The following is an 11,999-nucleotide window of genomic DNA, read 5'->3' on the forward strand; positions in this document are numbered from 1 at the left end:
TCGTCACACCCCACCCCCCCCCAGGCGGGTACCCCCCGACCCCCCTCGCCCTGAGCGACAGGGAGGCAACTTTCCCTGATGGTCCATCAGAACGTTTCGGCGGGCTCCTCGTTGCGTTGCGTGACCACTGGCAGGGCGTCCATCAAACGATGGTTTATGAGACGGTCGCACCGCCACCCCCAGAGGCCCGGATTGGCGTTCAAAACCCGTCTCATAACCTCACGGAAGCCCTTGATGTTCTGAGACGAGTTGTGAGACGATGTGGTCATGGACACGAACACGGGACACCTCATCGGTTACGCACGGGTCAGCACGGATGACCAGGAAGCTCAGCTCCAGCACGACGCGCTGACCGCAGCGGGTTGCACGCGGATCTTCACGGACAAGGCGAGTGGCAAGAACACGGACCGCCCTGAGCTGACGGCCGTTCTCGACTACGTGCGCCCCGGGGACACGCTGTGCGTGTGGAAGCTGGACAGGTTCGCTCGCTCGCTGATCGACCTGGTGAACATGGTTGACGCTCTCGCTGAGCGGGGTATCGGCTTCAAGGTGTTGACGGGTGCGCTTGCGTCGATCAACGCGAACACGCCGGACGGGCGGCTCATGCTTCAGGTGGTGGGTGCGATGGCGGAGTTTGAGCGGAGCCTGATCAAGGACCGGACGCGTGCGGGTCTGGACGCTGCCAGGGCTCAGGGGCGTGTGGGTGGTCGTCCGGCGGTGATGGATGCTGACAAGCTCGCTGCGGCGAAGGCTCGCAAGGCTCAGGGTGAGAGCGTCACGGTCATTGCGAAGGCGCTCAAGGTGTCTCGCGCGACGCTGTATCGGGCGCTGAGCGAAGCCGAGTAGTGAGACCCCATCAGAGACCGTCTGCCCGTTGCGGGTGGGCGGTTTTCTGCTGTCTGGGACTGGGGCAGGGCGCTGCCGAAGTTGAGCCGGCAGTCCGTTCCGCGATCCTGGCAACAGCTCGGAACGTGCGCGCTAGGTGTGAACGCGTTTCCCTGCCCCCATCGGCTTGTGACCTGCAATGACACTGCATCGGGGGCCCTAGAACGAGCTAGTTAAGGGGTGGGGAGTGCCCCGCTAGAGGGTGGGTAAGAGACCGTAACGTGAGGGCAGTTCGGCCCCTGTACGGGTTTCAGAGTCGCGGTTCCTCGTGGGCGCTACTCTGCGGGCCATGGATGAGATCAGGTATCACGACGTGTTCAACGGCACGGCCGAGGAAGTCATTGCCGAGCTTGAGGAACGCGCTGAAGGGTGGCATCACATGGCATCCGACAAGAAGCGTGACCGGGCCCTAGAAGCGGCTCAGGGCATTCGTGACGGGTCGTTCAGCGTCAAGGTGGGTAACACCATCTACAACGTGGTTCCGGTCTCGCAGACGGCCGTACCAGATCAGCGTGAGACCCGCGACGAAACCGCAGACAAGACCCTTTCGTGACGCGTACCCTGATAGCCCACTCGACATCTGACGAGTGATCAACTCACCCTGAACCAGTGAGGAAAACCGAACATGACACCGCAAGCGGACAGCGCGTACGCGCTGAGAATGTCGCTTGACCTGAGCCCCCGTGCGGGTCTTGGTCAAGCACTCGTTGACCGGACTCGTCACGGGGGTTCGGCATGAGCTACGAGATCAACAGCGGCGGTTTGTACAACATCCGCGCTGTGGTACCCGACGGGTGCGATGTGTGTGGCGCCCTTGCCGACGAGTGGGAGGAAAAGCGGGACCGGGATGTGTTGATTGAGATCAACAACCACCCGCATACCGAGCCCAAGCTTTCTGCGGTCACAAGGATGATCGAAGAGGCAAAGGCCAAGGGGGTGTCGCTGGTATGACTCACCCTCGTAGCGTTCTGCGGTACGTGCAGCACCGCATAGTCAGTCACCCCCACGGAGAGGTGTCCGTGTCCGCCGAGTGCCTTGCGCATGACTGCGGGTGGGTCATGCAACCCGTGCCGGATGTGGCCGTTGTGGATGTGGCGTGCATGGCTCATACGGGCCGCACAGGGCATCCGACGTTCACCCGCCGGTACGAGGATGTCGCCCTGGTGGAGTGCGTAGGCGAGTGATCCACGCGCCACAACAAGAGGCCCCTTGGCAGCCGACGCTGGGGGGCCTCAACCATGGCCAGTCCAACGGTTCTACGGCAAGTACGACGAGGCCTACGTCGGCCCCTTCACCTGGGACCTGAAGCGGTTCTCCGCCTCCGTCGCCCTGCTCGGCTACACCAAGGCGCTCAGCGACGACCAGATCGGCGAGCTGGTACGGATCTACGCGGCCGCCTACCGCGAGCGCATCCACGCGCTGGCCGCCGGGGCCAAGCACTGTGATTCGTCGGAGTTGCCCTCCTTCACCCTGGACACCGCCGACGGCCCGCTGCTGGAGGCCCTGCGCGCCGCGCGCCGCCGCACCCGCTTCGCGCTCCTCGACTCGATGACCGAGATCCGCGAGTTCGAGCGCCGCTTCTCCCCCGGCCCCGGGACCATCGAGCTGGACGCCGCCACCCGGTACAAGGTGCTCGCCGCCTTCGACGGGTACCTGGAGACCCTGCCCGACGAGTCCCTGGTCCGCCCGGACTCCTACCGGGTCAAGGACGTGGTCGGCCGCCGGGGCATCGGAATCGGCTCGGCGGGCCTGCCCTCGTACAACATCCTGCTGGAGGGGCACAGCGACGCCCTGGAGAACGACGTCGTGATCTACCTCAAGCAGGCGCAGACCCCGGCCGTGTCCCGGCACGTCACCGACCGGTCGGTGCGCGAGTACTTCCGGCACGAGGGGCACCGCACCGTGATCTCGCAGCGGGCCCTGCAGGCGCACGCCGATCCGTGGCTCGGCTGGACGGAGCTGGACGGGTCCGGGCAGCTGGTCGCGGAGGTCTCCCCGTACGCGGTGGACCTGGACTGGTCGGACCTGGACGACCCGGAGGAGATCGCGGCCGTGGTCGCCGACCTGGGCCGGGCGACCGCGACCATGCACGGCGCGGCGGACGAGCAGGAGAGCGGTCAGACGCTGGTCCCGTTCTCCACCGAGCGGGCCATCGACGCGGCCATCGCCGCCGACGAGGAGGGCTTCGCGGACCTGCTGGTGGACTTCGCGCACGCCTACGGCGCCCGGGCCCGCGCCGACCACCAGATCTTCGTGGACCTCTTCCGCAACGGCCGGATCCTGGCCTAGGCGGGGGTCCTCCGGCCCGCCCCCACAGGGACTCATGGCACACTCGCGACGATGGACATATCCGGGGTGGGTCTCCGAGGGCTGCGGGCCGCGCTGTTCAGCGCGGTCGTCGTGCTGCTCTCGACCGGCTCGCACGTCCTGATGTCCCGGGTCCCGCTGCCTCCCGCCCTGGTGGGAGGGGCTTTCGCCGTGGTGTTCGCGATCGCCTTCGCCCTGGCCGGGCGCGAGCGTGGCTTCGGTCACATCGCCGGGCTGCTCGTCCCCCTGGAACTGGCCGCCGACACCGTCCTGACCTCCGCCCAGCACCTGTGCTACGGCCCCGCGGGCGGCCCCGTCTCGGGTCCGCTGCGCGCCATGGGGCTGGCCGACTTCTGCGGGGGCAGCCCGGTGGGCGGGGCGCTGGCCGAGGTGGGCGGGCCCGCCGACCCGGCCGCGCTGCTGGCCGCGCCCGGACCGTGGGCGCCCTGGCTGCTGCTGGGGGCGCACGTATCGGTCGGACTGCTCGCCTCCCTGTGGCTGCACCGCGGGGAGCGGGCGCTCGGCCGGCTGCTGCGCGCCGCGTCCGCCTGCGCCTTCCGGCCGCTGCGGATGGCCTCGGCCCGTGCGGCGCGGGCCCTCGCTCCGGTGCTGCGCTCGCCGCGGGCGGCGCTGCCGGGCACGGTGGCCCGTACCCGCTTCCCCGTGCACTCCGTGGGACGGCGGGGACCTCCTCGCGCACCCGGCGCGTTCGCTCGCGCCTGACGCACGAGGCCAGTCCCCCTTCCAGCCGGCTCCACCGCGGAGCCACACCCCACGGAGAGAACGATGAGCGCACGCAACAGCCAGGCGAACAAGGCGGCGGCCCGCGAGAGGCTGCGCGTCGAGCGCGAGCAGCAGGCCAAGAAGGCCAAGGTCCGCCGGCAGGTGTTCGTGGCGGGCGGCGTCGTGGCCGCCCTCGCCCTGGCCGGCGGCGTCGGCTACGCCGTCGTGCAGGCCGGCAAGCCGAGCGCCTGGGAGAAGGCCGCCGACGCTCCCGTGGTCGCGCCCAAGAACACCTCGGGCGAGAACGGCACGACGGTGGTCATCGGCAAGGCCGACGCCAAGAAGACCCTGGAGCTGTACGAGGACGCCCGCTGCCCGGTCTGCGCGAGCTTCGAGCAGGCGGTCGGCCCGCAGCTCAAGACGGACCTCGACGCCGGCAAGTACAAGATCCAGTACATCGGCGCCACCTTCCTGGACAACGGCTTCCCCGGCAGCGGCTCGAAGAACGCCCTGAGCGCGCTGGGCGCGGCCCTCAACGTCAGCCCCGAGGCGTTCCTCGAGTACAAGACGGCCCTCTACTCCGCGGCGAACCACCCGGAGGAGAAGGACGACAAGTTCGCCAAGGACTCGTTCCTGCTGACCGTCGCGGACCAGGTCCCGGCCCTCAAGGGCAACGCCGAGTTCAAGAAGGCGCTCGACGACGGCACCTACGACCGGTGGGCGCTGGAGATGTCCAAGACCTTCGACAAGAGCGGTGTGAAGGGCACGCCGACCCTGCAGATGGACGGCAAGAAGATCGACCCGCTGCCGCAGACGCCCGAGGCGTTCACGGCGGCGATCGACAAGGCCATCGCCGGCTGACCCTCCCCCTCGCGGCACCCCGACGGACGGGCGAACTCCCAGAGTTCGCCCGTCCGTTGCTTGTGCGGGGCTGGCACCGATCGAATACCCGTCGGTAATATGATCATCCGTGACCAGTCAACTCATCCCTTCCGCACCGGAATCGGCGACTCCACCGACTCCCCGCCGCCGTACGGTCGTCCTGGCCGCGGCGGCCACGGCGGCACTCGTCCCGATCGCCGTGCTGGGCGCCGAGGTCGCCCACGCCGCCACCGGCACCACCGGCGACGCGCCCTCCTTCCTGCACGGCGTCGCCTCGGGCGACCCGCTCCCCGACGGGGTCCTGCTGTGGACCCGCGTCACCCCGACCGCCGGGGCCGTACCGGGCTCCGGCGCGGGCCCGGCCCTCGCGGTGGGCTGGGAGGTCGCCGAGGACAAGGCCTTCTCCCGGATCGTCGCGAGCGGCACCGTCACCGCGAGCGCGGCCTCCGACCACACCGTCAAGGCCGACGTACGGGGCCTGCGGCCGCAGACGGCCTACTGGTACCGGTTCACCGCCGGCGCCGCCGTCTCCCCGGCCGGGCGCACCCGTACCGCCCCCGCCGCCGCGACCGCGCCCGCCGGGGTCCGCTTCGGCGTGGTCTCCTGCGCCAACTGGGAGGCCGGCTACTTCTCCGCGTACCGCCACCTGGCCGCGCGGGCCGACCTGGACGCGGTCCTGCACCTGGGCGACTACATATACGAGTACCAGAGCGGCGGCTACCCCGAGGCGAAGTACGCCGTACGGCAGCACGAGCCGCTGCACGAGATCCTCACCCTGGCCGACTACCGCACCCGGCACGGGAAGTACAAGGCCGACCCCGACCTGCAGGCCCTGCACCAGGCCCACCCGGTCATCGCGATCTGGGACGACCACGAGATCGCCAACGACACCTGGTCCGGCGGTGCCGAGAACCACGACCCCGCCACCGAGGGCTCGTTCGCGGCCCGCGCGGCCGCCGCCCGGCAGGCGTACTTCGAGTGGATGCCGGTCCGCACCTCCACCGAGGGCACCGTCTACCGCCGACTGCGCTTCGGCACCCTCGCGGACCTGCACCTGCTGGACCTGCGCACCTTCCGCTCGCAGCAGGCGGGGATGGGCAGCGGGGCGGTGGACGACCCGGAGCGCACCCTCACCGGGCGCGCCCAGCTGGACTGGCTGAAGGCCGGGCTGGCCGGCTCGCAGGCCACCTGGAAGCTGGTCGGCACCTCGGTGATGATCTCGCCGGTGGCCTTCGGCTCGCTGCCGGCACACCTGCTGGAGCCCCTCGGCGAACTGCTCGGCCTGCCCGCGGGGGGCCTCGCGGTCAACGTGGACCAGTGGGACGGGTACACGGACGACCGCCGGGAGCTGCTCGGGCACCTGACGGACCGTTCCGTCCGCAACACCGTCTTCCTGACGGGCGACATCCACATGGCCTGGGCGAACGACGTCCCGGTGACGGCGGCCACCTACCCGTGGTCGCGGTCGGCGGGCGTGGAGTTCGTGGTGACGTCGGTGACCTCCGACAACATCGACGACCTGCTGCACGTGCCGGCCGACACGGCCTCACTGGCCGCCGAGACGGCGATCAAGGCCGCCAACCGGCACGTGAAATGGCTGGACATGGACGCCCACGGCTACGGCGTGCTGGACGTGACGGCCGAGCGCTCCCAGATGGACTACTACGTCATCTCGGACAAGCGGCGCCAGGACGCCACGGCCGCCTGGGCCCGCTCCTACCAGACGCTGAACGGGACCCAGAAGGTCCAGAGGGCGGACCAGCCGGTGCGCTGACATTCAGCCAGATTTCCCGTCCGGAGGGGCGCTTGGCGTAGACCAGGCGCCCCTTTGACATCAGAAGCAACAAATCTTTTACGTAGAGCACTTGACCTGTTTATGACATGCGCACGTAAGATTCCCGCCAGCTGAGGAGATCCCTCCCGCTCTACCCCCACTCGCGAGGAGCACACGTGCGCGCTCTTGCCCGCATATCCCCCCTTCTTCGCCGCCGCCTGATGGGTACCGCCGTACTCGCCGGCACCCTGGCCTTCACCCCGCTCGCCGCCCCCACCACGGTCGCGGCCGCCAAGACCGGCGCGGAGGTGTGCGCCGAGGAAACGTCCGGCGCGGCCGCCAACGCCCGTGTGGCGCGCCCGAAGGACCAGCACGCGGCCGAGCCGAACGAGGTCACCGAGGCCCAGTCCAAGGCCATGGACGCCGACCTCAAGGCGAAGCTGGACAAGATCTCGAAGGAGCCGCGCAGCCTGCGCGCCGCCGAGGCAGTCACGAGCATCCCCGTGTACTTCCACGTCATCCACTCCGGCACCACCGGAAAGCTGACGGCCACCGATCTCAGCAAGCAGCTGGCGGTCCTGAACGCGGCCTACGCCGGCCAGGGCACCGGAAACGTCGACAGCACCTACCAGTTCACCCTGGCGGGCACCGACTACACGGACAACGCGAGCTGGTACAACCTGGCTTCCGGCTCCACGGCCGAGAAGACCATGAAGAGCACGCTGCGCAAGGGCGGCCCGAACGCCCTCAACTTCTACACCGCCAACCTCTCCGGCGGGCTGCTGGGCTGGGCCACCTTCCCCAGCTCCTACGCCTCCCAGCCGTCGATGGACGGCGTGGTCGTCCTGGACACCTCGCTGCCGGACGGCTCCGCGGCCAACTACAACGAGGGCGACACCGCGACCCACGAGGTCGGCCACTGGATGGGTCTCTACCACACCTTCCAGGGCGGCTGTAACGGCGCCGGCGACTCCGTCGCGGACACCCCGGCCGAGAAGAGCGCGGCCTTCCAGTGCCCGACCGGCCGTGACACCTGCGCCAGCAAGGCGGGCGTCGACCCGATCCACAACTTCATGGACTACACGTACGACAACTGCATGTACCAGTTCACCGCGGGCCAGGTGGCCCGCATGAAGAGCATGTGGACGGCCTACCGCGCCTGACGCTCCGGCGTTCTGCCGCTCAGGCGTTCTGCCGCACTCATGACGATGGGGCCCCGCACGCGCGGGGCCCCATCGCCGTGTTCCGGCCTAAGACCGTTCCAACGACCGTCCTAAAGACCTTCGAGGAAGGCGAGGGCGACCGCCCAGGCCTGCTCCGCGGCCTCGGCGTCGTAGTCGTCCAGCCCCGGGTCCGTGAACAGGTGACCGGCCCCCGGATAGCCGTGGACCTCCACGTCCGCCCCGGCCTTGCGCATCCGCAGGTACCAGGCCGTCAGCCAGTCGTGCGGCTCGAAGGGGTCCGGGTCGGCGATGTGCAGCTGCACCGGCAGCTCGTCGACGTAGACGCCCTCCTCCAGGTCGGCCGTCCCGTGCAGGAGCAGCAGCCCGCGCGCCTTCTCGTCGGCGAGCGCCAGGTGCTGGGCGATCGAACCGCCGAAGGAGAAGCCGGCGTAGACGAGCCCCTGGTCGGAGTAGGGGGCCGAGGCCAGTACCGCCCGCTTGAGCAGCTCGTCACGGCCGATCTCGTCCTGGTGGGCCATGCCCTCCTCGACGGTCTCGAAGGTACGTCCCTCGAAGAGGTCGGGCACCTGGACCTGGTGCCCGGCCGCGCGCAGCCGGTCGGCCGCCTCCCGCACGGCGGGCCGCAGCCCGTAGGTCGAATGGAAAAGCATGATGTTCATGCCCCCATCGTGCCAGTTTCGACGGACCCCTTCCGGTTACGTTGGCCTGCATGGACACGGACTCCCTCCTGCGCCCGATCGCGGCCGTCGCCGGCACCCTGGCCGTCACCCTGCTCGCGGGCTGGCTGCTGGACGTGCTGCTCCGCCGCGCCGACGCCCGGCACAGCGAGACCCCGCTGTGGGGGCTGCTGCGCCGCTGCCGCCCGCCGTTCCTGGTGGTCCTGGCCGCCTCACTGCTCCAGGCCGTGCGCCGGCGCTCGGACGGACCCGGGCACGCGCTGACCCTGATCCTGATCGCCGCGGCCGCGTGGCTGCTGATCCGCATCACGACGGCGATCGTGGACTCCACGTACGCCCGCTACGCGGCCGACGCCTCCGACCAGGCCAGGGTCCGCCGGGTGCGCACCCAGGTCACGCTGATCCAGCGGGTGGTCACGGCGGTGGTGGTCGTGGTGGCCCTCGGCGCGATGCTCCTGACGTTCCCCGAGATGCGGACGGTCGGCACCTCGATGCTGGCCTCGGCGGGCGTACTCGGCATCGTGGCGGGCATCGCGGCGCAGGCCGCCCTCGGCAACCTGTTCGCCGGTCTCCAGATCGCCTTCGGCGACACCGTCCGGATCGGCGACACGGTGGTCGTGGACAAGGAGTGGGGGACCGTGGAGGAGATCACCCTCACCTTCCTCACCGTCCGCACCTGGGACGAGCGCCGGATCACGATGCCGGTGGCGTACTTCACGAGCAAGCCCTACGAGAACTGGTCGCGCGGTGGCGCGCAGATGACGGGCACCGTGTTCTGGCACCTGGACCACAGCGCGCCGGTGGACCTGATGCGCGAGCAGCTCCAGCGGATCCTGCGGGACATCCCGGAATGGGACGGCCGCACCGGCTCCCTGGCCGTCACCGACACCACCCCGCACACCATCCAGGTCCGCGCGGTGGTCACGGCGAAGGACGGCGACGCCGTCTGGACGGTCCGCTGCGCGGTCCGCGAACGCCTGATCGACTGGCTGGTCACGCACCATCCGTACGCCCTCCCGCGCATCGCCACGTCGCAGGCTGTCAGCCCGCCCCCCGTGTGACGCGGATCAGCCGCGGCCGACGAGCCGGTCGTCGAGGATCAGGAAGTCGAGCGCGCACTGCTCGTACGTCTTGAGCGCGTCGTCGACCGTGCGGGCGATGGGCTCGCCCAAGGCGTTGAGCGACGTGTTGATCAGCGCCGGAGGCAGCCCGGCGCGAAGGGGCTGCCGTCGGCGGAAACGATCCGTGCCCGGGCCGTCCCGTCGACGTGGATCGCCTCCGGCATCGCCTCGCGGGCGTGCTCGGTGACCGGCGTGGCGCCCAGCATGTACCGCTGGAGCGGTCCTTCACCTCCCAGAACCGGGCGGCCGTCGAGTCCAGGCTCACCGGGGCCAGGGGGCGCCACGCCTCCCGGCTCTTGGCCACGTTGATCCGGTCCCGGATGCCCTCGATCGACGGCATGGCGATCAGCGACCGGGGCCCGAGCGCGCGCGGGCCGACCTCGGCCCGGCCCGCCGCGATCGCGCCGATGGCCCCCTGGTCCAGGAGTTCCACGACCAGGTCGAGATCGATGTCGACGCCGCCCAGCTCCACCAGGCGGGCGTGCTGGCGCTCGACCGCGAACTGCGCGCTCCAGGCCGGCCGGACGGAGGGCTCGTGCTCGTGCATGAGGTCACGCGCGGCCAGCCGCGGGCGCACCAGCGTGGTCAGATACTCGCGCCACGCCTCCATGACGGCTTCCTGCTGGAGGTCCTCGTGGTGCGGGAAGAGGGGACCGCCCTCCTCGTCGAGCATCGGGGTGCCTTCCGTGGAAGACGCTGACGCTCTCGTCCTCGCCATTGCCGTCCATGACGAGGACCGCGGCCTCCGCCATGCCGGAGGCGTAGAACGAGGCGGCCGCGTGGGCCCGGTGGTGTTCGACGACGACGAGCTCCGGGCGGTGCACGGCGGGATCGAACCCGAGCCGGCGCAGATAGGCGTCCGCCGAACTGTACGTCCAGCGCTCCCCGGCGATCGCGGCGATGCGCGGCACGTCCCAGCCGACCGCGACCACCTCGGTGTCGCCCCGGGAGATGCCGGCGATCTCCAGGCAGGAGGCGATGGCGTCGGTCGGGTCCTCGAACACGCCGTACCGCTTGCGGGAGATGCGCTCCTGCTCGTCCAGGAGACAGGGTTGGGCGAATCGCCCCGGGCGTGAGGACACGCGGGGACTTCGCCAAGTCCCCGGGGCGAGGGCGGGCAGGGGACTCCGCGCGGCGGCACACCCTCAGACCGGGGCCGTGAAGGTCAGCCGGAACAGCGCGCCCCCGCCCGGGGCGGCTTCTGCCACCAGCTCCGCCTCGTGCGCCCGCGCGATCTGCCGGGCCATCGCCAGCCCCAGCCCCGACCCGGGCAACGCCCGAGCCGCCCCGGCCCGGTAGAACCGGTCGAAGACGTACGGCAGATCCGCGTCCGAGATCCCCGGCCCGTGATCCCGTACGGTCACCTCCGCCCCGCCGTCCCCCCGAACGGCCAGCGCCACCTCCACCTCCGCCCCCGCCGGGCTGAACTTCGCCGCGTTGTCCAGCAGGTTCCCCAGCAGCCGGCTCAGCCGCGCCGGCACCCCGGCCACCACCACGGCCTCCTCCGGCACCCGCACCCGGAACGCCACGCCCGGCCAGTGCGCCCGCGCGGCCCCCACGCAGTACTCCACCAGCGGAGCCAGCCGCACCTGTTCCACCAGCAGCTGCGGCTCCTCGTCGCGGGCCAGCTCGATCAGGTCGTTGACCAGCCCCGCCACCTCCCGCAGCTGCCGCCCGAGCGCCAGCGAGGCCCGCTCCCGCTGCTCCGCCGTCAGCCGGTCCCCCCGCGCCAGCAGTTCCGCATTCGTCCGCAGCGCGGTCAGCGGGGTCCGCAGCTCGTGCGAGGCGTCCGCGACGAGCCTGCGCTGCGCGGTGACGGACTGTTCCAGTTCCCCCAGCATGGTGTTGAAGCTCCCGGCCAACCGCGTGACCTCGTCCTCGCGGCCACGCCCCGGGGGCGGCAGTTCGATCCGGTGTCTCGGATCCCGGGTGGCCGCGATCCGCTCGGCGGTGGCGGTGAGCCGGGTGACCGGTGCCAGACCCGTCCGCGCGACCCAGTAGCCGAGCAGGGCGGCCAGCAGCACCCCGGCCGCCGCCGTCAGCGCCAGCCACCACGAGGCCTGCTCGATGCCGCCCTCCACGGTGTCCGCGCGCAGCGCCACCTGGAGCGCCCGCCCCTTGCCGTAGTCGGTGGTCAGCATCCGCGCCGGATGCCCGGCGTGCACGATGGCGGTGTAGTACGGGGCCCGCGTGCCCGCCGCCACGGCCCGCGCGGCCGGGCCGACCGGCAGCAGGTACGGCGTCTCGGGGTCGCGCCCCGGATCCGCCGGCACCACCTCGGCGCAGGCGGGCGCCGCCCGGAACCGGCACTCCCCGGCCAGGGTCCCCGGTCCGGCGTCCGGGTTGCGCTGGGCGGCGAGGCGGGCGGACTGGGTCAGGCTGAGGTCGAGCTGGCTGTACAGCGCCCCGCGGACGACGAGGAAGGCCGCCGCGCACACGCCGAGCG

At 70.8% G+C, this 11,999-nt stretch carries 14 protein-coding genes and 2 pseudogenes; 10 read left to right on the top strand and 6 right to left on the bottom strand.

Annotated features, from left to right (window positions below):
• The first annotated feature begins 267 nt into the window (after positions 1-267).
• The 9 genes and pseudogenes from AC061S_RS26100 to AC061S_RS26140 all read left to right on the top strand — a co-directional run bounded on the left by AC061S_RS26100 (position 268) and on the right by AC061S_RS26140 (position 7,734).
• Positions 268-846 carry a recombinase family protein gene (locus tag AC061S_RS26100; protein WP_478688314.1) on the top strand — a complete coding sequence of 193 codons (579 nt, stop codon included), beginning with the start codon at positions 268-270 and terminating at the stop codon, positions 844-846.
• A gap of 328 nt (positions 847-1,174) precedes the next feature.
• On the top strand, positions 1,175-1,438 hold the full coding sequence (locus AC061S_RS26105) for a hypothetical protein (protein ID WP_478688315.1): 264 nt from the start codon (positions 1,175-1,177) through the stop codon (positions 1,436-1,438).
• A 182-nt stretch (positions 1,439-1,620) separates the two neighbouring features.
• Positions 1,621-1,836 (top strand): hypothetical protein, encoded by a 216-nt coding sequence (locus AC061S_RS26110; protein ID WP_478688316.1) that lies wholly within the window; start codon positions 1,621-1,623, stop codon positions 1,834-1,836.
• Entirely contained in the window at positions 1,833-2,069 is a 237-nt protein-coding gene (locus AC061S_RS26115) for a DUF7848 domain-containing protein (RefSeq protein ID WP_478688317.1), read from the top strand. The genes AC061S_RS26110 and AC061S_RS26115 overlap by 4 nt, the downstream gene beginning before the upstream one ends.
• 82 nt (positions 2,070-2,151) lie before the next feature.
• A pseudogene (locus AC061S_RS26120) lies at positions 2,152-3,174 on the top strand (DUF2252 family protein); the annotation flags it as partial.
• A 51-nt stretch (positions 3,175-3,225) separates the two neighbouring features.
• On the top strand, positions 3,226-3,915 hold the full coding sequence (locus AC061S_RS26125; protein WP_478688318.1) for a hypothetical protein: 690 nt from the start codon (positions 3,226-3,228) through the stop codon (positions 3,913-3,915).
• 63 nt (positions 3,916-3,978) lie between these two features.
• Complete coding sequence (locus tag AC061S_RS26130) at positions 3,979-4,776, top strand: DsbA family protein (protein WP_478688319.1); 798 nt, start codon at positions 3,979-3,981, stop codon at positions 4,774-4,776.
• A gap of 109 nt (positions 4,777-4,885) precedes the next feature.
• Positions 4,886-6,571 carry an alkaline phosphatase D family protein gene (locus AC061S_RS26135; protein ID WP_478688320.1) on the top strand — a complete coding sequence of 562 codons (1,686 nt, stop codon included), beginning with the start codon at positions 4,886-4,888 and terminating at the stop codon, positions 6,569-6,571.
• Positions 6,572-6,792: 221 nt separating this feature from the next.
• Positions 6,793-7,734: a zinc metalloprotease gene (locus tag AC061S_RS26140; RefSeq protein WP_478688330.1), complete on the top strand. Its 942-nt coding sequence runs from the start codon at positions 6,793-6,795 to the stop codon at positions 7,732-7,734.
• A 110-nt stretch (positions 7,735-7,844) separates the two neighbouring features.
• Here AC061S_RS26140 and AC061S_RS26145 read toward each other — a convergent pair whose 3' ends face one another.
• Positions 7,845-8,414, bottom strand: a complete 570-nt coding sequence (locus tag AC061S_RS26145) for a dienelactone hydrolase family protein (RefSeq protein WP_478688321.1) — start codon at positions 8,412-8,414, stop codon at positions 7,845-7,847.
• Between the two features lie 50 nt (positions 8,415-8,464).
• Here AC061S_RS26145 and AC061S_RS26150 point away from each other — a divergent pair, with 50 nt between their 5' ends.
• The gene (locus tag AC061S_RS26150; protein ID WP_478688322.1) at positions 8,465-9,493 is read left to right on the top strand and encodes a mechanosensitive ion channel family protein; all 1,029 of its coding nucleotides are present in this window, start codon (positions 8,465-8,467) and stop codon (positions 9,491-9,493) included.
• A gap of 6 nt (positions 9,494-9,499) precedes the next feature.
• Here AC061S_RS26150 and AC061S_RS26155 read toward each other — a convergent pair whose 3' ends face one another.
• From AC061S_RS26155 to AC061S_RS26175, 5 genes and pseudogenes are all read right to left on the bottom strand, one after another.
• Positions 9,500-9,604, bottom strand: coding sequence for a hypothetical protein (locus AC061S_RS26155; protein WP_478688323.1), 105 nt, complete (start codon positions 9,602-9,604; stop codon positions 9,500-9,502).
• A gap of 20 nt (positions 9,605-9,624) precedes the next feature.
• Complete coding sequence (locus AC061S_RS26160) at positions 9,625-9,759, bottom strand: hypothetical protein (RefSeq protein ID WP_478688324.1); 135 nt, start codon at positions 9,757-9,759, stop codon at positions 9,625-9,627.
• Positions 9,760-9,785: 26 nt separating this feature from the next.
• Positions 9,786-10,163, bottom strand: a pseudogene (locus tag AC061S_RS26165) (carbamoyltransferase C-terminal domain-containing protein); the annotation flags it as partial.
• The gene (locus AC061S_RS26170; RefSeq protein WP_478688325.1) at positions 10,105-10,635 is read right to left on the bottom strand and encodes a carbamoyltransferase N-terminal domain-containing protein; all 531 of its coding nucleotides are present in this window, start codon (positions 10,633-10,635) and stop codon (positions 10,105-10,107) included. The gene AC061S_RS26170 and the pseudogene AC061S_RS26165, both read right to left, overlap by 59 nt.
• A 63-nt stretch (positions 10,636-10,698) precedes the next feature.
• The coding region (locus AC061S_RS26175) for a sensor histidine kinase (protein ID WP_478688326.1) at positions 10,699-11,999 on the bottom strand (1,301 nt) is incomplete at its 5' end.

It is taken from the genome of Streptomyces sp. CA189, from assembly GCF_056428985.1.

Excerpts from the sequence above, each read along its gene's own strand:
- AC061S_RS26100 (WP_478688314.1), top strand. The coding sequence starts at position 268 with ATGGACACGAACACGGGACACCTCATCGGTTACGCACGGGTCAGCACG.
- AC061S_RS26105 (WP_478688315.1), top strand. The coding sequence starts at position 1,175 with ATGGATGAGATCAGGTATCACGACGTGTTCAACGGCACGGCCGAGGAA.
- AC061S_RS26110 (WP_478688316.1), top strand. The coding sequence starts at position 1,621 with ATGAGCTACGAGATCAACAGCGGCGGTTTGTACAACATCCGCGCTGTG.
- AC061S_RS26115 (WP_478688317.1), top strand. The coding sequence starts at position 1,833 with ATGACTCACCCTCGTAGCGTTCTGCGGTACGTGCAGCACCGCATAGTC.
- AC061S_RS26125 (WP_478688318.1), top strand. The coding sequence starts at position 3,226 with ATGGACATATCCGGGGTGGGTCTCCGAGGGCTGCGGGCCGCGCTGTTC.
- AC061S_RS26130 (WP_478688319.1), top strand. The coding sequence starts at position 3,979 with ATGAGCGCACGCAACAGCCAGGCGAACAAGGCGGCGGCCCGCGAGAGG.
- AC061S_RS26140 (WP_478688330.1), top strand. The coding sequence starts at position 6,793 with ATGGGTACCGCCGTACTCGCCGGCACCCTGGCCTTCACCCCGCTCGCC.
- AC061S_RS26145 (WP_478688321.1), bottom strand. The coding sequence starts at position 8,414 with ATGAACATCATGCTTTTCCATTCGACCTACGGGCTGCGGCCCGCCGTG.
- AC061S_RS26150 (WP_478688322.1), top strand. The coding sequence starts at position 8,465 with ATGGACACGGACTCCCTCCTGCGCCCGATCGCGGCCGTCGCCGGCACC.
- AC061S_RS26160 (WP_478688324.1), bottom strand. The coding sequence starts at position 9,759 with ATGCTGGGCGCCACGCCGGTCACCGAGCACGCCCGCGAGGCGATGCCG.